Genomic DNA, 19,809 nt, shown 5'->3' with positions numbered 1-19,809 from the left:
TTCCGCGCCCTTCGGTCAGGTCCGCGCCGTGCGCCTGCGCCGGGACCGCCAGCCGAGGAGCGCGGCGCCGGCGCCCAGGCCCGCGGCGCCCGCGATCGTGCCGGTCCCCGGCCAGTCGGACTCCTCGTGCCGCACGGCGGAGGCCACGATCGCCGGGCCGTGGGTCACCGGGCGCAGCGCGTCGAGCGAGCCGACCGGGTCGACGTGCCCGGCGGCGGCGAACCCCCAGTCGAGCAGGGCCCGCGCCTCGTCGTACACCGCGAAGCCCCCGCCGTCCTGGGGGTTCATCACCGTGACGACGAGGGTGCGGCCGTCCCGGTGGGCCGCCGCGACCAGGGTGTTGCCCGCGTTGCTGGTGTAGCCGTTCTTGATGCCGATGAGCCCCGGGTACGGCGCCACCCCGTCCGCGCCGGTCAGCAGGCGGTTGGTGTTGGCGATGCCGTAGCTCCCGCCGTCGCCGGGGAAGTAGGCCTGGGCGGTGGAGCAGTAGCGGGCGAAGTCGGGGTTGCGCAGTCCGGCGCGGCCGAACACGGCCAGGTCGTAGGCCGAGGACACCTGCCCGTCGGCGTCGTAGCCGTCGGGTGAGACCACGTGGGTGTCCACCGCGCCCAGCGCGCGGGCCTTGGCCTGCATCTGCCGGGCGGTGTGCTCCCAGCCGCCGTTGAGCGAGGCGAGCACGTGCACGGCGTCGTTGCCTGAGTTGAGGAAGACCCCGCGCCACAGGTCGGACACCTGGTAGGTGTGCCCCTCGGTGACGCCGACCAGACTGCTGCCGGGTCCGATCCCGGACAGTTCCTGGGCGGTCACGGTGTGCCGGACCCCGCCGGGGAAGGCCGGCAGCACGGTGAGCGCGAAGAGGGTCTTCAGGGTGCTGGCGGGCGGCAGCTTCTCGTGCGCGTTGTGCGCGGCGAGCACCTCGCCGGTGCCGGCGTCGGCCACCAGCCAGGACAGTGCGGAGACTTCCGGAAGCCCGGGCGCCTGCGCGCGGAGCCGGACCTGGGTGCCCTCGTGCTGGAGCACGGCCGGCTGTGGCACGGCGGTGACCGGCCCGCCCGGTGAGCCGGGGTCCGAGCCCGCCCGGCCCGCCGCGGCGGCGGGGGAGGCCAGGAGCAGGATGCCTGCCGCACAGAGGGAGCAGGCCGACACCGCGGCGCGAGAAGCAAATCCGATCGTCATATCGCAAACGTAGGAAGGATCTGGCGCAGGCGTGACGCCGCCGGGGGCCGAACGGGGTGCACGAACACCCGGATGCCCCAGCGGCCGTGCGCCCGGGTCCTGCGTACGGGTGAGGGCTGACGCGGGTGAGGGCGGACGCGAGTGACGGCGGACGGGGGTGAGGGCGGACGACGGGCAGGCCGGGTGCGCGTCAGGCGGTCGCGCGGCGGTTTCTCGCCCGGCGTCCGGTCGCCCGGCGGGCGGTCAGGCGGCCGGCAGGGTCGGCTGGACGCGGCGCAGGAACGCGGCGTTGTCGGGCGTCGTGCGCAGCTTCTCCAGCAGCGGCTCCAGGGCGCTCTGCCCGTCGCGGCCCCGCAGGGCGCGGCGCAGACCCCGCGTGCCCGCCAACTCCGGCGGGGACAGCAGGAGTTCCTCACGCCGGGTGCCGGACCCGTCGATGTCGACGGCGGGGAAGACGCGGCGGGAGGCGAGCTCGCGGCTGAGCCGCAGCTCCATGTTGCCGGTGCTCTTCAGCTCCTCGAAGAAGAAGTCGTCGGCGCGGGAGCCGGTCTCCACCAGCGCGGTGGCCAGGATGGTGAGCGAGCCGCCCTCCTCGGCCAGGCGCGCGGCGCCGAAGAACCGCTTCGGGCCGAGCAGCGCGGCCGCGTCCACGCCGCCGCTGAGGGTGCGCCCACCCGAGGCGGCCGCGTTGTTGTGGGCCCTGCACAGCCTGGTCAGGGAGTCGAGGAGGATGACGACGTCCTCACCCGCCTCCACGAGCCGCTTGGCCCGCTCGATGACGAGTTCGGCGAGCGCGATGTGCTGACGGGGCGCCCGGTCGAAGGTCGAGGCGTACACCTCGCCGCGCACCGAGCGCCGCATGTCGGTGACCTCCTCGGGGCGCTCGTCCAGCAGCACCACCATCAGCCGGCACTCGGGGTGGTTGCCGGCCACGGCGGCCGCGGTCTGCTGGAGCAGGACGGTCTTGCCCGTCTTGGGCGGGGCCACGATCAGCCCCCGCTGCCCCTTGCCCACGGGCGCGACCAGGTCGACGACACGGCCGGTCAGTCCGGCCGCGGGGTGCTCAAGGCGCAGCCGGTCGCGCGGGTGCAGCGGGGTGAGGACGTGGAAGTCGCGGCGCTGCCGGGCCTCGTGAGGCGCGCGTCCGTTCACGCGGGTCACGTCGGTCAGCGCGCCGCGGTCGCCGCGCGCGCCCTCGACCAGGTCGCCGGCGCGCAGGCCGAGGCCGCGGACGAGGGCGGGGGAGACCTGGGGGTCGTCCGGTCCGGGCAGCAGCGCCGGGCCGCGAAGCCGGCCGCCCTTCCCGTTCGCGTCGAGGTCCAGGACACCGGAGACGGTCCGGACGGCCGGGGACGGCTGCTGCCGCACCGGGGGGTGTTCGAGTGTGGTGGTCATGGGGTGCGGTCCTTTCAGGACGTACGGCACGGGGGCATGCGGAGGGGGAAGGGGAGAAGCCGCGGACGGGGGAGACACCACCCCGGCCGGTCACGGCGGAAGCGGCCACCGACGAACTCACGGGGCTCGAAGGTGGTGACAGGAAGCCGAAGCGCCGCCGCTGCCGCGTGGATGATTCGACGCTTGAGTCGAAGAGAACTCGCACCGTCGTCCGCGAAGGGACGTACACAGGTGCTGACTGCACTGTACCACTCCCGGCCGCCGCCCGGTCCGGGCGCGGCCCGGCGTCCTCTAGGCTGGCCCCGATGTTCAGTCCCGAGGGCCCCACCCCGCGCGAGCTCGCCGTTCAGGCGCTGTCGTCCGTCGAGCGCGGATACGACCTGCTCGCGCCCAAGTTCGACCGCACCCCCTTCCGCACCCCGGACCCGGTGCTGGACGCGGTGGGCGCGGCGCTGGAGCGCGTCGGACCGTTCGGCGACGGACTCGACCTGTGCTGCGGCACGGGCGCCGGACTCGACGTGCTGGCCCGGGTGTGCCGCGAGAGCGTCACCGGGGTCGACTTCAGCACCGGGATGCTCGACATGGCCCGCGAGCACGCCCCGGACGCGGGCCCCGCGGTCTCCCTGGTGCGCGCCGACGCCCGCGCGCTGCCGTTCGCCGAGGCCTTCGACCTGGTCGTCAGCTTCGGCGCGCTCGGGCACTTCCTGCCGCGCGAACTGCCCGGTCTCTTCCGGGGGGTTCACTCGGTGCTGCGACCCGGCGGGCTGTTCGCGCTGCCGGTGTCCGCCCCGCCGCGCCCCGGTTCGGGGGCGTACTGGACGCTGCTGGGCTTCGACGCGGTGATGAGGGTGCGCAACGCCGTGTGGCGGCCCGCCTTCGTCATGTACTACCGGGCCTTCCGATTCCCGGACCTGGTCAGGGAGTTGGAGGTGGCCGGCCTGCGGGTGGAGCTGCACGCGCCGCCCGAGTTCGGCCGGCGCGCCGACGGCAGCCCGCGGGCCCGGATGATCGCGGCACGCAGGCCGCGCTGAGCGGCGCCCCGGCCTCCAGGCTTCCTCAGACGGCCGCCGGCAGGGTGAACTCGTATACCAGCGCGTCCTGTTGGGCGTCCACGATCAGGTCGGTGATCTCCAGCGGGCGCGCGTACTGGTCGTGGACGCGCCGCCGCACGCGTACCGAGGGGCCGTCCGTGAGCGGGGTGATCGAGTCCCGGTGGTGCAGGGTCAGCCCCGCCCGGCGCATCCAGTCGTACGCCCGGCGCAGTTGGGCGGCGCCCGAGCCGTCGGCGCGGTCGCGGTAGCGGCCCAGCTCCTCCACCTCGGCGAGGGCGACCGCCGAGAAGGAGGTCACCGCGGTGCGCAGCGCGCTGCCGTCGGCCGCCGCCGAGTGGTAGCGGTGGACCAGGGTCGGCCGGAGCGGGGCGAGCCCCAGGGCCGCCGCGTGCTCCGGCGGGGGCGTCTCCCAGGTGACCGTGGCCCGGTCGCGGGCGCCCGGGTCGGCGGCGCGGGCGCCCACCGGGAAGGTCAGGGTGGCCGGCGCCTCGACGGGCAGTCCGGGCAGCGTGACATGGCTGCCCCGGCGGTCGGTGGCGACCAGCCCGTCGCGCCGCAGCACCTCCAGGGCCTGCCGTACGGTCTCCCGGCTGACGCCGAAGCGGACGGCCAATTGCCGTTCGCTCGGCAGCCGTTCACCTGGACCCGCGGCGCCCGCGCGCAGCTCGCCGAGCAGGCGGGTGGCGACCTTCCAGTACAGGGGGCCTTCGTCTTCCGGATCCGGCGCCCGCGTGGGCGTCGTCGGGTGGTCTTGCGGGGTGGTGCGGGCCATGCCGCGCCTCCTGGTTGGTGACGTACCGTAGCCGCTCGGGCTCGTTGCGCCACCAGGTCTAACATTGGTCTAAACCAGAAGGGAAGGGCGGCCCGGCATTCAGGCCGAAATCCGTCCGCCCGGGTCGCCCCTCACGCGGTGCCGCGGCCCGTCACAGGGCGCTGTAAAGCGCGTCGATCAGCGCCATCTTCCGCGGATCGTCGGCGATGTGGGGCCCCAACCGGTTCATGACGTACCCGAGCGAGACGCCCGCCTCAGGGTCGGCCAGACCGCAGGAGCCGCCGAGGCCGTCGTGTCCGAAAGCGCGCGGATTGGGGCCGTAGGAGCCGTTCGGGCCGCTGAGCCACAGGCCGAGGCCGATCTCCGTCTCCCGCTCGAAGCCGGCCCCCAGCACCAGGTCGCGGCAGCTGCCCTGCCCCTCGCGCACCCGCTCGGCCGCCTCCGGGGACAGCACGCGCCGGCCGTTCAGGGTGCCGCGCCCGGCGAAGACGCCGTAGAGCGCGGCGACCGCCCGCGCGGTGCCGTGCCCGTTGGCCGCCGGGATCTCCGCGGCCCGCCACTCGGGCGTGTTCGCCTCGGCCGCGCCCACGAGCGGATTGGTCAGCGCGGCGATCGCCGCGGGCGTCAACTGGCTGAAGGCGGCCGCCCGTTCATCGCTCAGGGGGTCGCGGCCGTGGACCAGTTCGGCGGCCCGCCCGGCCTCCTTCTCCGGCAGGCCCACGGTGAAGTCGATGCCGAGCGGCCCGGTCACCTCGCGCTCCAGGAAGGCGCCCGGCCGCAGCCCCGAGATTCGCCGTACGACCTCGCCGACCAGGAAGCCGTACGTCAGCGCGTGGTAACCGGACCGGGTGCCCGGCTCCCACCACGGCTCGGTCGCCGCCAGCCGCGCGCAGGTCAGGTCCCAGTCGTACAGTCCGGCGAGCGAGTGCGGCTCGCGCAGCCCGCAGAGGCCCGCGCGGTGCGACAGCAGATGGCGGACCAGGACCCGCTCCTTGCCCGCCGCCGCGAACTCCGGCCAGTACGCGGCCACCGGGGCGTCGAAGTCGAGCAGTCCCCGGTCGGCGAGCACGTGCGCGCACAGCGCGGTCGGGCCCTTCGTGGTCGACCACACGTTGACTAGCGTGTCCCGCTCCCAGGGGCGGCTGCGGGCCGGGTCGGCCCATCCGCCCCACAGATCGACCACCGTCTCGCCGCCCACGGTGACGGCCACCGCCGCGCCCAGTTCGTCCCGGTCGCGGAAGTTGTCCTCGAACGCCGTGCGCACCGCGGCGAAGCGCGGATCGCAGTGGCCGTGGACCTGCGGGTCGTGTGCGGACATGGGTCCTCCGTGGTCGCCGGGAAGCCGGATCGCCGGTGGGCCGGGAAACCGGACGCCGGGCCGCCTCGGCGCGGCCCGGACGCCCCGAACGTACCGACTGGTCGGACTGGAGGGAAGGCGCCGGAGCCGACCCGGCCGGATTCGAGCGCACGACCTCGGCCGGCGCGGCCGCACCGCCGCCAGGCACGGACCGGCCGTGGACGGCGGGGCGGGGTGGGCGAGCCGGAGGAGCGGCAAGGGGTGCGACCGGCCGTGGACGGCGGGACGGGGCGGGCGAGCCGGAGGAAACGGTAAAGGGGCTGCAGGGGATGGGGGAGCGGTGGGGTCAGGCCCGGCGGCCGCTCCACCGCGGTCCGGTACGGGCCCACTCGCGCTCCCACTCGGCCAGCCGGTGCCGCAGCGCGACGCGCCCCACCAGCGAGCGGGCCAGCAGGACGACGGCGGCGGCCCCGCATGCGCCGCAGGCGCCCAGGGCGACGGTGTGCTGCCAGACCGCGGTCTCGTCCGGGGGCGGCGGGACGCTGCGCCCGCCGGGATCCAGCCACACGTCGACCGTGTCGCCCTGGCGCGTTCCGGGCGGCACCCGCGCCACGAGGGTGTGCGCCCTGTGGTCCGCGTCGCTCCAGCGCACCGCCACGCGGTACGTGTGCCGGCCGCCGCCCCGCACGGACGGCGGTGGGTCCGGCCTCCGGCCGGCCACCTCGGCGTGCACGCGGTGCCGGCCGGCGAGTTCCGCCCGCTGCACCGCGCGTGCCTGGCCGTGGGCCCACCAGCCGGTGAGCGCACCGAGCAGGGGCGCGCCCAGGAACAGCGTGAGCGTCACCGCGAGCGCGGTCCATGCCTCGACCACGTCCGACCGGCGCCGCAGCGGATTGCGCCGCCACCGCCAGCCGCGCACGGACGCACGCATGCCGACCTCCTCGCCGGGCGGAAGGCACCCCACGCGGCCTGGCGGGAGTCGCCCGGCTCCCGGGCGTCACGCGCCCCGCGCGTGACGCGGCGGCGGTCAACGGCCCGCTTCCGTGGGGTGGTTGCCTCCCCTCGGAGTCCCCGGCCGGGCCGCCGCGAAACGTGACTTCGTCAAGGGCGTATGAACGCTCGCCCGCGCCGGGAATAGCCGCCCGGTGATCTTCCTTGCACCTCCCGTGCGGGCCTTCGCGCCCGCCACCGGAGCCACGGTGACAGTGCGGTGAGAACGAAGGAGAGTGGGAGCGATGCCGAAGGCGTACGTGTTCACCCGGTACGGCGGCCCGGAGACCGAGGCGCTCGCCGAGGTGGACCGGCCCACGCCGGGCCCCGGCCAGATCCTGGTCGCGGTGCGCGCGGCGGGGGTCAACCCGGTCGACTGGAAGCAGCGCACCGGATACCGCCGTCCCGGTGAGAGCGGTGAGCGTGACTTCCCGGCCGTCTTCGGCAACGAGGTGTCCGGAGTGGTCGAGGAGACGGGCGAGGGCGTGACCGGCTTCGCTGTCGGCGACGAGGTGTTCGGCAACACCGCGTCCGGCGGCTACGCGCAGTACGCGGTGCTGCCCGCCGGGGTCACCGCGCACAAGCCCGCCGGGGTGCCGCACACCGACGCCGCCACCCTGCCCGTCGCCGCGGCCACCGCGTACGACGGCCTGCGCCAGCTCGCGCTGCCCGCGGGCGCGACCGTGCTGGTCACCGGCGCGGGCGGCGGGGTCGGCGCGGCGGCCGTGCAGATCGCCCGGGCCTTCGGGCTGAACGCCGTGGGCGTCGCGAGCGAGGGCAAGAAGGACTTCGTGGAGAGCCTCGGCGCCGTGCATGTGCCCTCGGGGGCGGGCTGGGCCGAACGGGCGCGGGCGGCCGCGCCGGAGGGCATCGACGCCGTCTACGACCTGGTCGGCGGCGAGGTGCTCACCGAGGCGGCAGGCCTGGTGGCCGACCGTACGAAGCTGATCACCGCGGGCGCGCCGGCCCAGGCCGTCGAGGAGCTGGGCGGTGCGCGGGTGGCGCGTGCCCGTACCGCGGCCGTCCTGGACGAGGTGGCCCGACTCGTCGTCAGTGGCGAGCTCGACCCGCACGTCACCCGCACCTATCCGCTGGAGCGGGCCGGTGAGGCGCTGCGCGCCGTCGAGGACGGGCACGCCCGCGGCAAGATCGTGATCGAGGTCGCCGCATGAGCGAGGCGACGGCGGTGGCGCCCGCGGCGGAGGGGAGCGCGGCCCCGGCGGCCGCGGCTGACGCGAACGCCGCAGCGACGGGCGGCGTCGGCGCGACGGGCAACGTCGTCGTGCTCGACGGCGACGCCGACGGGGGCGCCGACGCCCACAGGGGCGCGGGCACCGGCCTGGCGGCGGGTGCCGGCGGGGTGAGTGCTGTCCCGGTGACTGGTTCCGGCCAGGCACAGGCCGTCGCCGTGACCGGGCACGTGCTGACCGGGCACGTGCTCGACAATCCGGCGCTGGGTTCGCTGGCCGGCCCGCATGCCCGTTTCGCCGAGCGGTACGGCCGGGTGCTGCGCTATCCGGTCGACGTCTCGCCCTGGCTGGCGCTGCCCGATGAACCGGAGGACGGCGACTGGGCGGATGTCGCGGCCCTCGCGGGCGCCGGCGCCGAGGTCGCCCTGGCGGGCTTCGACGGAAGCCTGCCGGACGGGTGGGAGGTCACCTTCCGGATCGAGGGCGTGCAGCTGGTGGACGACGGGCTGGCCGCGGCCCCCGACGCGGAGGCGGTGCTCCTCGGCCCCGGCGACGTGCCCGAGATGCTCGACCTGGTCGCCCGCACCCGGCCCGGCCCGTTCCTGCCCCGCACCGTCGAACTGGGCACCTACCTGGGCATACGCCGTGACGGCGCCCTGGTCGCGATGGCGGGGGAGCGGCTGCACCCGCCCGGCTGGACGGAGATCAGCGCGGTCTGCACCGACCCCGCCTTCCGCGGCCAGGGCCTGGCGACCCGGCTGATCCTCGCCGTCGCCCACGGCATCCGGGAGCGCGGCGAGACCCCGTTCCTGCACACCGGCGCGGGCAACACCGCGGCGGTCCGGCTCTACGAGTCGATGGGCTTCCGGCTGCGGCGCCGCACCACCTTCCTCGGCGGGCGCGTCCCCGGGTCCTGGCCGGCGGCCGCGCCCGGGGACCGGCAGGCGCGGACAGGAGTTCAGGCGTCCTCGTCCGGCCGGGGCCAGTCGTTGTAGCGGGTGAGATAGGCGGCGAAGCGCACCAGGTCCTCCTCGGGCCAGTCCGCGAGCCGCTCGCGGAAGGCCGCCCGGCGGCTCTCGGTGACCTGGGCGAGGATCCGCCGGCCGGCGCCCGTCAGGTGCAGCACCTGCACGCGGTGGTCGTCCGGGTCCAGGCGCCGCTCGATGAGCGCGGCCCGCTCCAGGGCGGCCACCTGCCGGCTGACCGTGGACTTGTCCAGCGCGTAGTGCGCGGCCAGGTCGGTGGCGCGGCAGCCGCCTCTCTCCTCCAGGTGCCCGAGCAGGGTGTACGACACCAGGGACAGCTCGGGGTGCATGCGCCCCGCCGAGGCACGCGCCCGGCGGGCGAAGATCGTCATCTCGCGCTGGATGGTCTCGACGGCCGTCTCCCCGGCGGCACCGCGAAAGACGGCGCCGGTCCCGTCCGGCCGTTCGGCTGCTGGCATGGAATACCTCCCCGGCTGTTCCGGTTGTATAGTACAACTGAATTTCGAGTTGTATATGCCAACCATTGGAGGGAACGAGCGATGAGGTCGCCCGCGCTGCGCCATGTGCTCACCCACCTGATCACCCCGCTGCTGATGTGCCTGGGCATGGGGCTGGCGTACATGGGCGCGTTCGTCACCCCGCAGCCGCACCACCTGCCCGTGGCCGTCGTCGGCGAGGGACCGCGGGCCAAGGTGTTCGCCCAGACCGTGAAGGACGAGGCGGGCGACAAGCTCGACGTCCGCACCGTCGCCACCCGCTCCGAGGCGGTGGACCTGCTCAAGTCCCGCCGTATCACCGGGGCTTACGTACCGGACGGAGGCGGCCCCGAGGTCGTGGTCGCCAGCGCCGCCTCCGACATGGGCGCCACGGCCGTGGAGAAGGTCTTCACGCCCGTCGCCGCACGGCAGGGCCTGCCGCTGAAGGTGACCGACGTGGCCCGGCCCACCGCCTCCGACCCCACCGGCCAGGGCCTGTTCTTCCTGCTCATCGCGCTGAGCATCGGCTCCTACGCCTCCGTGGCCGCCCTGGGAGCCGCGGGCGCCGCGCTTCCCATGCGGATCCGGGCCCTGCTCACGCTCGGCGTGTCGGCCGTGGTGAGCGGCATCGGCGCGCTGCTCGCGGGACCGGTCTTCCATCTCGCCTCCCACGATCTGGCCGGTGTGTGGGGCATGGCCTGGCTCTACTGCGCGGGCATCCTCTTCCTCGGCGTGGGCCTGCACACCTTCCTCAAGCGGTGGACCACGCTCACCATGATGGTGCTCTTCGTGATGCTCAACTTCACCAGTTCCGGCGGCCTGTTCCGGCCCGAGCTGCAGAACGGCTTCTTCGGCTCCCTGCACGCCTTCTGGAACGGCGCGGGCTTCGTCGAGGGCGCCCGGGGCCTGCTCTACTTCGGCGGTGACGGCCTGAGCCGCAGCGTGTGGACGCTCGCGGTGTGGCTGCTGCTCGGCCTGGCGGTCACCGCGCTCGCCGCCGCCTGGGAGCGGACGCGGACCCCCGTGGGGCGCCACGCCGCCCAGAGGACCGCGGCGGTCACCGCGCCGGGGACGCACGCCGGGGCCGAGGCCGAGGAGGAGAGCGAAGAGACCGTCGGCGTCTGAGCGTTGTTAGGGTGAGCCGCGGCCGTGAACGGCCGCGTGGCTCCCGAAAGGTCCCGGCCCGCATGCCCGTACCCCCTCCGCCCGTGCCCTCCTCCGTCGCGCCGGTGCCGTTCCCGCCGTCGGCGCGGGAGGCCGCCGTCACGGCGCTGCGGGCGGCCGGCTGTGTGTTCGCCGAGGACGAGGCCGAGCTGATCCTCGCCACCGCGCGCACCGAGCAGGAGGTCGCCGCCCTGGTCGGCCGGCGCGCGACGGGCCTGCCCCTCGAACACGTCCTGGGCTGGGCGGAGTTCCACGGCCGGCGTGTCGCCGTGGAGCCGGGGGTCTTCGTGCCCCGGCGCCGCACCGAGTTCCTGGTCGATCAGGCGCTCGGCCAGGTCCCGGACGCGTCGGTCGTGGTGGACCTGTGCTGCGGCTCCGGCGCGGTCGGGGCCGCGCTGGCCGCCGCGCTCGGCGGTCCGGTCGAACTGCACGCCGCCGACATCGACCCGGTCGCGGTGCGCTGTGCCCGCCGCAACGTCGAGCCCCTGGGCGGCCGGGTCCACGAGGGCGACCTGTTCTCGGCGCTTCCGGTGGCCCTGCGCGGCCGCGTCGGCATCCTCGCGGCCAACGTCCCCTACGTTCCCACCGCGGAGGTCGGCCTCCTCCCGCCCGAGGCGCGGGAGCACGAGCCACTGGTCGCCCTCGACGGCGGCGCCGACGGCCTCGACGTGCTGCGCCGGGTCGCCGCGAAGGCCCCGGAGTGGCTCGCCCCCGGCGGCTGCCTCCTGGTGGAGACCGGCGAGCACCAGGCCCAGGCCGCCCTGGCCGCCTTCACCGGCACGGGCCTGACCGCCCGCCTCGCCGTCAGCGAGGAGCTGTACGCCCACGTCGTGACAGGCACGAAGCCCTGAATCAGCGTGCCGACTGGGCGCGGGCCACGAGCAGGGCCACGTCGTCGTGGTTGTCCGGCTGGTGGAGGGTGCGCAGGAGCAGGTCGCACAGCTCCTCCAGCGGGCGGGCCGGGTCGTCGAGCAGGGTCAGGAGGGTCTGGAGCCGTTCGTCCAGCGGGTGGCGGCGGGTCTCGACCAGCCCGTCGGTGTAGAGCACCAGCTGGTCGCCGGGCTCCAGGTCGAAGGTGGTCGTCGAGAACGGGATGCCGCCCACGCCCAGCGGGACCCCGGTCGGCAGGTCCAGCAGCTCGGGCGGGCGGCCCACGCGGATCCGGGCCGGCGGCAGGTGGCCGGCGTTGGCGATGCGGCACTGCCGCGTACGGGGGTCGTGGACGGCGTAGAGGCAGGTGGCGATGGAGTGGTCCAGGCCGTCGGTGATCCGGTCCAGGTGCTCCAGCAGCCGGGCCGGGTCGAGGTCGAGGGAGGCCAGCGCCTTGGTCGCGGTGCGCAGCCGCCCCATGGTGGCCGCCGCGCTGATCCCGCTGCCCATGACGTCGCCGACGACCAGCGCCGTCTTGTCGTCCTCCAGCGGGATCACGTCGAACCAGTCGCCGCCGACCTCAGTGGTGGCGCCCGCCGGCTGGTAGCGGGAGGCGACCTCCAGGCCGCCCGTGACGGACGGGTGCCGGGGCAGCAGGCTGCGCTGCAGTGTGAGGGCGGTGTCGCGGGCGTTCTGGTACCAGCGGGCGTTGTCGATCTGCACCGCCGCACGGGCCGCCAGCTCCCGGGCCAGCAGCACGTCGTCCTCGCTGAACGGCTGCGGGTTGCGGGTGCGCTTGAGGTCCAGCGCCCCCAGGACCTCGCCCCGCGCGATGAGCGGCACGGCGAGATACGAGTGCACGCCCACCCGGTCCAGCAGCACGGCCGCCTCCGGTGAGCGGGCGATCCTGGCCAGGTCCTCGTCCTTGACCAGGGCCACCAGGACCGGGCGTCCGGTGCGCACGCACTCGGTGACCAGGCGGTCCGGGCCGTAGGTGGCGATCTGACCGGGAGGGTCGGCCGCCTCCAGCGCGTCCGCCGAGTGCTCGGCGCGCACGGCCAGGGCGCGGATGACCGCTGGTTCGGCCGGGCCCAGGCTGCTGCGCCGGCCCGCGACGACCGCCTCCAGCAGGTCGACCGCCGCCACGTCGGCCAGCTCGGGCACGGCGACCTCGGCCAGCTCGCGGGCCGTGCGTTCCAGGTCCAGGGTGGTGCCGATCCGGGCGGAGGCGTCCGCGATCAGCGCCAGGCGCCGGCGTGCCGCCTCCGCCTCGATGCCCGCCCGGTACTGCTCGGTGATGTCCACGATCGACACCGCCACGCCCAGCACCGTGCCGGCCGCGTCCTCCAGCCGGTACAGCGAGACCGTCCAGGCGTGGTCCTCGTCCGGGTCGGCGGGGGTGCGGCCCACGGCGAAGACGTCGACGAGGGGCTGCCCGGTCTCCAGCACCCGCCGGGCCGCGCTCTCCAGGGCGTCCGCGTCGACCTGGGGCAGCACCTCGGGGATCGTCCGCCCCACGTGCTCGTCGGCCGGCACCCCGTTGATGCGCTCCAGGGCCGGGTTGACCGAGACGTAGCGCAGCCGGGTGTCCAGGACGGCCAGCCCGATCGGGGACTGCGACACGATCCGCGCCGACAGGGCCACCTCGCGCTCCAGCCGCCGTACGGTCGACTGGTCGGCGGCGAGACCGAGCGCGTACACGTCACCCCGGTCGTCCAGGAGCCGCATGTTGCGGAACTCCACCAGACGGGTGCTGCCGTCCTTGCAGCGGATGGGGAAGGCCCCCGCCCAGCTCTGGCCGGTCTGGAGCACGTCGGCGAAGAGCTTGACCACCAGGTCCAGGTACTCCTCGTGGACCATGATCCGTGCCGCGTACTGCCCCAGCGCCTCCTGCGCCGAGTAGCCGAACAGCTCCTCGGCCTGCGGGCTCCAGAGCACGACGCGTCCCTGGGCGTCGAGGACCACCGAGGCCACGCCGAGCACGTCGAGCAGCCCGCTGGGCCGCACCGGTCCGCGCACCGGCCCGTCTCCCCCGGTCGAGGGAGCCCCGGCTGCAGTCATCCCACGCACCGCCTTCGCCCGTCCGCGCGGCCCGTCGTCCTCGTGCCGACACACCCTGTTGTACCGCGCCCGCACGCTCTTTTGAGACGGTCCGGCGCTGCTTCCACCATCTCTCAACACTGGGGCGCCCGTCCCGCCGAGTCGCCCGGACGGGCCGCCGGGAAAAGGACGCAGGTGGTGGTGCCGTTTGCGGGCAGCGGTGCTTTGCTGAGGGGTGAGGGTGGGGCGCGGCTTCGGGGGGACCCCTGCGGTACCGGAAGGAGCGATCACCATGGACAGCGAGCGAGGGCACCCGGAGTCCGTCTCGGTGGAGCTGAGCGGATGCAGCAAGGAGGACGCCCGGACGGTGTTCGACGCCCTGTGCGCGTGCTTCTCGTCGGACCGGTGCGAGCAGGACGTGCCCCGCGACTACCACGAGGTGCGGCCGACGGTGTGGCTCGGCACCTTCGACGTGGCCGACGCCCACGGCGGGGACTGCGGCCCGGCCAGGCTTGGCGCCTCCGTCACGGCGGACGTGCAGGGCGGCTACTGGGCGATCGACCGGTTCCGTACGACGCTGGACTCCCTGTTCACCGTCCAGGACATGAGCTCGGCCTCCGGCGACCAGGAGCGGGAGCTGCACGTGCGGCTGGAAAGCCGCTGAGCGCCGTACCGCCGCCGGGGTGAGGTGCCGGTGCGCCCGCACGTTTTGCAACTAGTTGCATAAAGGTCCCTCCGTCCTCTACAACTACGGGTGACGACACCGCGCACGGAGGGGCCCATGAGCCGTTACCCGCACCTGCTGAGCCCGCTCGACCTGGGCTTCACCACGCTGCCCAACCGCGTCCTGATGGGCTCCATGCACGTCGGCCTGGAGGAGGCCGAGCGGGGCTTCGAGCGGATGGCGGAGTTCTACGCCGAACGGGCCCGCGGGGGAGTGGGCCTCATCGTCACCGGCGGCATCGCCCCCAACGACGAGGGCCGGCCCTACGAGGGCGGGGCGAAGCTCACCACCGACGAGGAGGCCGCCCGGCACCGGCTCGTCACCGACGCCGTGCACCGCGAGGGCGGCCGGATCGCCCTGCAGATCCTCCACTTCGGCCGCTACGCCTACCACCGCGACCTCGTCGCCCCCAGCCCCCTGAAGGCGCCCATCAGCCCGTGCGTGCCCCGCGAGCTCACCGACGCCGAGGTCGAGCGGACCGTCGACGACTACGCGCGCACCGCGCGCCTGGCCCGGCAGGCGGGCTACGACGGCGTGGAGATCATGGGCTCCGAGGGCTACCTCATCAACGAGTTCATCGCCGCGCCGACCAACCACCGCACCGACCGCTGGGGCGGCTCGTACGAGAACCGCATGCGCTTCCCGGTCGAGATCGTCCGCCGGGTGCGCGAGGCGGTCGGCGAGGACTTCATCGTCGTCTACCGGCTGTCCATGCTGGACCTGGTGCCCGGCGGCTCCTCCCTGGACGAGGTGATCACCCTGGCCAAGGCCGTCGAGGCCGCCGGGGCGACCATCATCAACACCGGCATCGGCTGGCACGAGGCCCGCATCCCCACCATCGCCACCTCCGTGCCGCGCGGCGCCTACACCTGGGTGACGAAGAAGCTCATGGGCGCGGTCTCGGTGCCGCTGGTCACCACCAACCGCATCAACACTCCCGAACTCGCCGAGCGGTTGCTCGCCGAGGGTCACGCCGACATGGTCTCCATGGCCCGCCCGATGCTCGCCGACCCCGACTTCGTCGCCAAGGCCGCCGCCGGCCGCCCCGAGGCCATCAACACCTGCATCGGCTGCAACCAGGCCTGCCTCGACCACACCTTCAGCGGGCAGATCACCTCCTGCCTGGTCAACCCGCGCGCCTGCCATGAGACCGAACTCGTCCTCGCGCCGACCCGCCGCGTCAAGCGCGTCGCGGTCGTCGGCGCGGGCCCCGCCGGCCTCGCCTGCGCGGTCTCGGCGGCCGAACGCGGCCACCGGGTCACGCTGTTCGACGGCGCCGGCGAGATCGGCGGCCAGCTGAACGTCGCCCGCAAGGTCCCCGGCAAGCAGGAGTTCGACGAGACGCTGCGCTACTTCCGCCACCAGCTCGACGCGCACGGCGTGGACGTACGGCTGGACACCTGGGTGGAGGCCGGCGACCTGGAGGACTACGACGAGGTCGTCGTCGCCACCGGTGTCACCCCGCGCACCCCCGACATCCCCGGCGTCGACCACCCGCGCGTCGTCGGCTACCTCGACGTGCTCCAGGGCGGCGCGCCCGTCGGCGACCGGGTGGCGGTCCTCGGCGCCGGCGGCATCGGCTTCGACGTCGCCGAGTACCTGACCGACGGCGGCGACAAGGCGAGCGAGGACCCGGCGGCGTACTTCCGCGCCTGGGGCGTCGACATGGACTACCGCGCGCCCGGGGGACTCGCCGCGCCCGAGCGGCCCGCCCCGCCGCGCGCCGTCCACCTGCTCCAGCGCAAGACCACCAAGGTCGGCGCGGGACTGGGCAAGACCACCGGCTGGATCCACCGCACCGAGCTCAAGCACCGCGGCGTGACCATGGTGCCGGGCGTGCGCTACGACCGCATCGACGACGCGGGGCTGCACATCACCGTGGACGGCGAGAGCACCGTCCTGGAGGTGGACACCATCGTGCTGTGCACCGGCCAGGAGCCGCGCCGCGGCCTGTACGAGGAGCTGGTCGCCGCCGGGCGCTCCGCGCACCTGATCGGCGGCGCGGACGTCGCCGCCGAACTGGACGCCAAGCGCGCCGTCAAGCAGGGCACGGAGCTGGCGGCGGCCCTTTAGGGACGCCCGCCGGGCGTCCCTAGGATGAGGCCATGTCCCTGCCGCACGCGATCCTCACCGCCCTGCTCGAGAAGCCGTCGTCGGGGCTCGAGCTGACGCGCCGCTTCGACCGGTCGATCGGCTACTTCTGGTCGGCGACGCACCAGCAGATCTACCGCGAGCTGGGGAAGCTGGAGGGCGACGGCCTCATCCGGGCCCTGCCGGCCGAGCAGCCGGCCCGCGGGCAGAAGAAGAGCTACGAGGTCCTGCCCGCGGGCCGCGCCGAACTGGCCCGCTGGACGGCGGCCTCCCAGGACCCGAAACCGCAGCGCGACGCCCTCCTGCTGCGGCTGCGCGCCGCGGCCGTGGTCGGCACCGCGGGCCTGGAGAGCGACCTGCGGCGCCATCTGGAGCTGCACGGCAAGCAGTTGGCGGAGTACCGCGCGATCGAGGAACGCGACTTCCCGCCGGGCGAGGACACCCCGGCCAAGCGCCTCCAGCACCTGGTGCTGCGCGCCGGCATCGATCTGGAGACCTTCTGGACCCAGTGGCTCACCCACGCCCTCGCGGAATGCGAGGCGCTGGCGGACGGCACCACCGCCTGAACGGACCCTGGCACAGGCTGGGGACGGGCGGCTCAGAGCCGGTACGGCTTGGAGCGGCGGCGCAGGACCCAGCCCGTGGCGATCATCGCGACCGCGACCAGCGACCCGCCCAACGCGAAGGTCAGGGGTCCGTAGTCCTTGGTGCCGCCGCCCTCGCCGCCCATCACACCGCGCGAGGGGGCGGGCTTGGACGTCGCGGAGATCGTCGGGGTCGAGGAACCGGAGACGATCACCGACTGGCTGCCCGCCGTGATGTTGTTGGCGCACACCACGATCACCGTGTACGTGCCCGGGCTGATGCTCTGCCAGGCGGCGGACTGGCTCACCTTCGTCCCCGTCAACGCGACCTGGCGGCCCTGGGTGAAGCTCGTCTGACTGCTGGTGAGCAGGGACGCCGTGCCCCAGCTGCCGTCGACGAGCGTGCAGGCGCTGGTCGTCACCGACACCGTCCTGCCGCTGGTGCTCACCGAGATGCCCGGTCCGGCCGCGGCCGGATGGGCGGCCAGACCGCACGCGAGCGCGGCCGCGACCGCGGCGACCGGGGCCGAGCGGAACAGTGGCTGAGTGTTGCGCATGGGTCTGCCCTCCGGCGGCACGGTCGGCGGTCCATCCCAGGTGCCGCCGGACATAGGGGAGCGCCCGTGCTGCCTCAAGAGGCAGCCAATGTCCTGCGCCGGCCGCCCGCACCCGGTGCGCGGCCGCTCGGGTGAACACAGCGGGTTGCCCGCCGAAGGGCTGAGCCGGGACACGTCGACACGCCCGGGAACGTGGCCGTGGGGCGGGACGGGGGCGGTGGCGCGTGGCACGAGGTCCGTCTCCCCCTCAACGGCGGTGCGGGCGCCCGCACTCCGCCCGTCCGGCGCTCCGGTGAGGGGCCCCGGCAATGGTCTGGACCAATATGGCGCGGCGGCCGGGTTGCGGCGAGAGGGCCGGGCGTTGGTGACCACCGCCGGCGGTTACGTATGCTGAAGGTCCTCCCGGCCGAACTCCCGTGGGAACGCGCGGAGTTCACGTCGAGGCGCGGACCGCTGTCGTCGCTGGTGCCGCGCCGTGCGGATGCGCCGGAGGCCGGGCCGGTACGCGCCCCGGCCTCCGGCCCCGCGAGAGCCCTACCGGGCGCGGGGCGTCCGTTCCCCTAACGTGGGCGCACGATCGAATGCTGATCGAATTCACCTCTTGTGGGATGTATGGGGTGAATGTCCGTCCATGTCCCCGAGGAGAGGGTTCCTCATCGTGCGTCTGAAGTCGCTGACGCTCGTCGCGGCGAGCGCTGCCCTGCTCGCCCCGACGACACCGCCCGCCGCGAGTGCGCCCCACCGCCCCCGCGAGGAGCCGCCGGCGCGCAGCGAGCGCGCCGTGCGCGCCGCCGACCTGCTGGCCCGGATGCGCCACTGCCGTCCTGTCTCCCGCGGCCGCTACCGCCCCGACGCGGGCGCGCGTGCCACCATCCCGGTCTGCGGGCTGCGCGGCGCGGTGTTCTGGAAGGCCGACATGGACATCGACTGCGACGGACGGCCCACCGCCCGCTGCAACGGCCGCACCGACCCGCAGTTCTCCCCGGCCGCGGCCTACACGCAGTCCGACGGCCGCCGCCTGAACGCCGAGCGCCTGCCCTATGTCGTCCTGCCCGCCCCCAGCCGGATCTGGGACCCCGGTGCGCACGGCGTGGGCGGCGGCTCCATCGCCGCCGTCGTCTACCGGGGCCGGGTGCAGTACGCCGTCGTCGGCGACATCGGTCCGCGCGACGTCATCGGCGAGGCGTCCTACGCCACCGCCCGGCACCTGGGCATCCCCGCCGACCCGCACGGCGGCGGCGTCCGCTGGGGCGTGACGTACATCGTGTTCGAGCACGCCCGCGTCGACGCCCTGGAGGACCACGCGGCCGCCGTGGCCCTGGGCAAGCGCCTGGCCCGCCGCCTGCTGGACGACACCCCGCCCCAGGACGACACCCTGCGCCAGGGCTACTCCCCGCCCCAGGGCACGCGCCGTCAGGTCTTGCGGTAGCCGTACGCCTCCACCGCCGCGGCCTCCACCGCGTCGAGGCCGGCGCCCGTGGCCGCCGTGACGACCGCCGCCACCGCGCCCTCGACGAAGGGGGCGTCCACCAGGCGGGTGTTGTCCGGCAGTTCGTCGCCCTCGGCGAGGAGCGCCTTGACGGTGAGCACGGCGCTGCCGAGGTCGGTGAGGACCGCCACCCCTGCGCCGCGGTCCACGGACGCGGCCGCCGCGCTGACCAGTTCGGCGCTGGTGCCGAGCCCGCCGCCCGGCCTGCCGCCCGCCGGAGCCACCGGCACCGACGTCGTGCCGCCCGCGAGCCCCTTCGCCAGCTCGGCCACCGACGCGGCGACGTCCGCGCTGTGCGACACCAGCACGATCCCGACCAGCCTCTCCTCGCTCACCTCAGGCCTCCGCCACTTCGGCGAGGGCCGCGATCAGCAGCGCGGACGAGGTGGCGCCCGGGTCCTGGTGCCCGATGCTGCGCTCACCCAGATAGCTCGCCCGCCCCTTGCGGGCCTGGAGCGGCGTGGTCGCCACGGCGCCCTCCTCGGCGGCGGCGCGCGCGGCGGCGAAACCGTCGCCGAGCGCGTCCACCGCGGGCATCAGCGCGTCCACCATCGTCTTGTCGCCCGGCGCGGCCCCGCCCAGCGTCATCACGCCGTCCACCCCGGCGCGCAGCGCCTCGGCCAGCTGGTCCTCGCCGACCTCGGGGGCGTCGCCGAGCGCCTTGCCGGTGCGGCGCAGCAGCGTCCCGTACAGCGGCCCGGACGCGCCGCCCACCGTGGAGATCAGCACGCGCCCGGCCAGGGTCAGGGTCGCGCCCGGCGTGTCCGGCGCCTCCTTCTCCAGCGCGGTCCGCACGGCCGTGAACCCGCGCTGCAGATTGCTGCCGTGGTCGGCGTCCCCGATGGGCGAGTCGAGGGCGGTGAGCCGTTCCGCCTCGCGGTCGACCAACGCGGCGGTCGCCGTCATCCAACGGCGGAAGAAGTCGGCGTCGAGCACTGGGTCTCCCTTGCTTGGTA

The 19,809-nt window shown here is 74.8% G+C and carries 19 protein-coding genes; 9 read left to right on the top strand and 10 right to left on the bottom strand.

The window, feature by feature from the left end; genetic code table 11:
* Positions 1 to 15: 15 nt before the first annotated feature.
* Entirely contained in the window at positions 16 to 1,176 is a 1,161-nt protein-coding gene (locus IE217_RS06265) for a D-alanyl-D-alanine carboxypeptidase family protein (protein WP_190176710.1), read from the bottom strand.
* 243 nt (positions 1,177 to 1,419) lie between these two features.
* Complete coding sequence (rho, locus tag IE217_RS06260; RefSeq protein WP_190176709.1) at positions 1,420 to 2,571, bottom strand: transcription termination factor Rho; 1,152 nt, start codon at positions 2,569 to 2,571, stop codon at positions 1,420 to 1,422.
* 305 nt (positions 2,572 to 2,876) lie between these two features.
* On the opposite strand from rho, the gene IE217_RS06255 reads away from it, so the two are divergent.
* Positions 2,877 to 3,602 (top strand): class I SAM-dependent methyltransferase, encoded by a 726-nt coding sequence (locus IE217_RS06255; protein WP_190176708.1) that lies wholly within the window; start codon positions 2,877 to 2,879, stop codon positions 3,600 to 3,602.
* A gap of 25 nt (positions 3,603 to 3,627) precedes the next feature.
* Here the strand turns inward: IE217_RS06255 and IE217_RS06250 are convergent, their stop codons facing one another.
* From IE217_RS06250 to IE217_RS06240, 3 genes are all read right to left on the bottom strand, one after another.
* On the bottom strand, positions 3,628 to 4,395 hold the full coding sequence (locus IE217_RS06250) for a GntR family transcriptional regulator (RefSeq protein ID WP_190176707.1): 768 nt from the start codon (positions 4,393 to 4,395) through the stop codon (positions 3,628 to 3,630).
* Positions 4,396 to 4,546: 151 nt separating this feature from the next.
* Positions 4,547 to 5,713, bottom strand: coding sequence for a serine hydrolase domain-containing protein (locus IE217_RS06245; RefSeq protein WP_190176706.1), 1,167 nt, complete (start codon positions 5,711 to 5,713; stop codon positions 4,547 to 4,549).
* A 325-nt stretch (positions 5,714 to 6,038) separates the two neighbouring features.
* A complete protein-coding gene (locus tag IE217_RS06240) occupies positions 6,039 to 6,623 on the bottom strand; it encodes an Rv1733c family protein (protein WP_190176705.1) in 585 nt (194 codons plus the stop codon).
* A 304-nt stretch (positions 6,624 to 6,927) separates the two neighbouring features.
* Between IE217_RS06240 and IE217_RS06235 the strand changes: the two genes are divergently transcribed.
* Positions 6,928 to 7,854 carry an NADP-dependent oxidoreductase gene (locus IE217_RS06235; protein WP_190176704.1) on the top strand — a complete coding sequence of 309 codons (927 nt, stop codon included), beginning with the start codon at positions 6,928 to 6,930 and terminating at the stop codon, positions 7,852 to 7,854.
* A 236-nt stretch (positions 7,855 to 8,090) separates the two neighbouring features.
* Positions 8,091 to 8,867, top strand: a complete 777-nt coding sequence (locus IE217_RS06230) for a GNAT family N-acetyltransferase (RefSeq protein ID WP_229865093.1) — start codon at positions 8,091 to 8,093, stop codon at positions 8,865 to 8,867.
* Here IE217_RS06230 and IE217_RS06225 read toward each other — a convergent pair.
* Positions 8,831 to 9,316: a MarR family winged helix-turn-helix transcriptional regulator gene (locus IE217_RS06225; RefSeq protein WP_190176703.1), complete on the bottom strand. Its 486-nt coding sequence runs from the start codon at positions 9,314 to 9,316 to the stop codon at positions 8,831 to 8,833. The two genes, IE217_RS06230 and IE217_RS06225, sit on opposite strands and share 37 nt — an antisense overlap.
* An 81-nt stretch (positions 9,317 to 9,397) precedes the next feature.
* Between IE217_RS06225 and IE217_RS06220 the strand changes: the two genes are divergently transcribed.
* A complete protein-coding gene (locus IE217_RS06220) occupies positions 9,398 to 10,459 on the top strand; it encodes an ABC-2 transporter permease (RefSeq protein ID WP_190176702.1) in 1,062 nt (353 codons plus the stop codon).
* A gap of 62 nt (positions 10,460 to 10,521) precedes the next feature.
* Entirely contained in the window at positions 10,522 to 11,349 is an 828-nt protein-coding gene (locus IE217_RS06215) for a putative protein N(5)-glutamine methyltransferase (RefSeq protein WP_190176701.1), read from the top strand.
* A 1-nt stretch (position 11,350) separates the two neighbouring features.
* Here the strand turns inward: IE217_RS06215 and IE217_RS06210 are convergent, their stop codons facing one another.
* Positions 11,351 to 13,429, bottom strand: a complete 2,079-nt coding sequence (locus IE217_RS06210) for a SpoIIE family protein phosphatase (RefSeq protein ID WP_190176700.1) — start codon at positions 13,427 to 13,429, stop codon at positions 11,351 to 11,353.
* A 271-nt stretch (positions 13,430 to 13,700) separates the two neighbouring features.
* Here IE217_RS06210 and IE217_RS06205 point away from each other — a divergent pair, with 271 nt between their 5' ends.
* The 3 genes from IE217_RS06205 to IE217_RS06195 all read left to right on the top strand — a co-directional run bounded on the left by IE217_RS06205 (position 13,701) and on the right by IE217_RS06195 (position 16,789).
* The gene (locus IE217_RS06205; RefSeq protein WP_190176699.1) at positions 13,701 to 14,072 is read left to right on the top strand and encodes a hypothetical protein; all 372 of its coding nucleotides are present in this window, start codon (positions 13,701 to 13,703) and stop codon (positions 14,070 to 14,072) included.
* Positions 14,073 to 14,189: 117 nt separating this feature from the next.
* Positions 14,190 to 16,205 carry an NADPH-dependent 2,4-dienoyl-CoA reductase gene (locus IE217_RS06200; RefSeq protein ID WP_190176698.1) on the top strand — a complete coding sequence of 672 codons (2,016 nt, stop codon included), beginning with the start codon at positions 14,190 to 14,192 and terminating at the stop codon, positions 16,203 to 16,205.
* 32 nt (positions 16,206 to 16,237) lie between these two features.
* Positions 16,238 to 16,789 carry a PadR family transcriptional regulator gene (locus tag IE217_RS06195; RefSeq protein WP_190176697.1) on the top strand — a complete coding sequence of 184 codons (552 nt, stop codon included), beginning with the start codon at positions 16,238 to 16,240 and terminating at the stop codon, positions 16,787 to 16,789.
* 32 nt (positions 16,790 to 16,821) lie between these two features.
* On the opposite strand, the gene IE217_RS06190 is transcribed toward IE217_RS06195, so the two are convergent.
* Positions 16,822 to 17,364, bottom strand: a complete 543-nt coding sequence (locus tag IE217_RS06190) for a hypothetical protein (RefSeq protein ID WP_190176696.1) — start codon at positions 17,362 to 17,364, stop codon at positions 16,822 to 16,824.
* Positions 17,365 to 18,022: 658 nt separating this feature from the next.
* Here IE217_RS06190 and IE217_RS06185 point away from each other — a divergent pair.
* Positions 18,023 to 18,793 carry a glycoside hydrolase family 75 protein gene (locus IE217_RS06185; RefSeq protein ID WP_190177012.1) on the top strand — a complete coding sequence of 257 codons (771 nt, stop codon included), beginning with the start codon at positions 18,023 to 18,025 and terminating at the stop codon, positions 18,791 to 18,793.
* Here IE217_RS06185 and IE217_RS06180 read toward each other — a convergent pair.
* Both IE217_RS06180 and dhaL read right to left on the bottom strand, forming a co-directional pair.
* Positions 18,778 to 19,188, bottom strand: coding sequence for a PTS-dependent dihydroxyacetone kinase phosphotransferase subunit DhaM (locus tag IE217_RS06180; protein ID WP_190176695.1), 411 nt, complete (start codon positions 19,186 to 19,188; stop codon positions 18,778 to 18,780). The genes IE217_RS06185 and IE217_RS06180 overlap by 16 nt on opposite strands.
* A 1-nt stretch (position 19,189) precedes the next feature.
* Complete coding sequence (gene dhaL / locus IE217_RS06175) at positions 19,190 to 19,789, bottom strand: dihydroxyacetone kinase subunit DhaL (RefSeq protein WP_190176694.1); 600 nt, start codon at positions 19,787 to 19,789, stop codon at positions 19,190 to 19,192.
* Between the last annotated feature and the right edge of the window lie 20 nt (positions 19,790 to 19,809).

Source organism: Streptomyces naganishii JCM 4654 (assembly GCF_014650575.1).
In the GTDB taxonomy this organism is placed as follows: Bacteria; Actinomycetota; Actinomycetes; order Streptomycetales; family Streptomycetaceae; genus Streptomyces; species Streptomyces naganishii.
Note: the sequence above shows the minus strand (reverse complement) of the source record. Positions and strands in the feature narration are given on the sequence as shown.

Excerpts from the sequence above, each read along its gene's own strand:
- IE217_RS06265 (WP_190176710.1), bottom strand. The coding sequence starts at position 1,176 with ATGACGATCGGATTTGCTTCTCGCGCCGCGGTGTCGGCCTGCTCCCTC.
- rho (WP_190176709.1), bottom strand. The coding sequence starts at position 2,571 with ATGACCACCACACTCGAACACCCCCCGGTGCGGCAGCAGCCGTCCCCG.
- IE217_RS06255 (WP_190176708.1), top strand. The coding sequence starts at position 2,877 with ATGTTCAGTCCCGAGGGCCCCACCCCGCGCGAGCTCGCCGTTCAGGCG.
- IE217_RS06250 (WP_190176707.1), bottom strand. The coding sequence starts at position 4,395 with ATGGCCCGCACCACCCCGCAAGACCACCCGACGACGCCCACGCGGGCG.
- IE217_RS06245 (WP_190176706.1), bottom strand. The coding sequence starts at position 5,713 with ATGTCCGCACACGACCCGCAGGTCCACGGCCACTGCGATCCGCGCTTC.
- IE217_RS06240 (WP_190176705.1), bottom strand. The coding sequence starts at position 6,623 with ATGCGTGCGTCCGTGCGCGGCTGGCGGTGGCGGCGCAATCCGCTGCGG.
- IE217_RS06235 (WP_190176704.1), top strand. The coding sequence starts at position 6,928 with ATGCCGAAGGCGTACGTGTTCACCCGGTACGGCGGCCCGGAGACCGAG.
- IE217_RS06225 (WP_190176703.1), bottom strand. The coding sequence starts at position 9,316 with ATGCCAGCAGCCGAACGGCCGGACGGGACCGGCGCCGTCTTTCGCGGT.
- IE217_RS06220 (WP_190176702.1), top strand. The coding sequence starts at position 9,398 with ATGAGGTCGCCCGCGCTGCGCCATGTGCTCACCCACCTGATCACCCCG.
- IE217_RS06215 (WP_190176701.1), top strand. The coding sequence starts at position 10,522 with ATGCCCGTACCCCCTCCGCCCGTGCCCTCCTCCGTCGCGCCGGTGCCG.
- IE217_RS06210 (WP_190176700.1), bottom strand. The coding sequence starts at position 13,429 with ATGACTGCAGCCGGGGCTCCCTCGACCGGGGGAGACGGGCCGGTGCGC.
- IE217_RS06205 (WP_190176699.1), top strand. The coding sequence starts at position 13,701 with ATGGACAGCGAGCGAGGGCACCCGGAGTCCGTCTCGGTGGAGCTGAGC.
- IE217_RS06200 (WP_190176698.1), top strand. The coding sequence starts at position 14,190 with ATGAGCCGTTACCCGCACCTGCTGAGCCCGCTCGACCTGGGCTTCACC.
- IE217_RS06195 (WP_190176697.1), top strand. The coding sequence starts at position 16,238 with ATGTCCCTGCCGCACGCGATCCTCACCGCCCTGCTCGAGAAGCCGTCG.
- IE217_RS06190 (WP_190176696.1), bottom strand. The coding sequence starts at position 17,364 with ATGCGCAACACTCAGCCACTGTTCCGCTCGGCCCCGGTCGCCGCGGTC.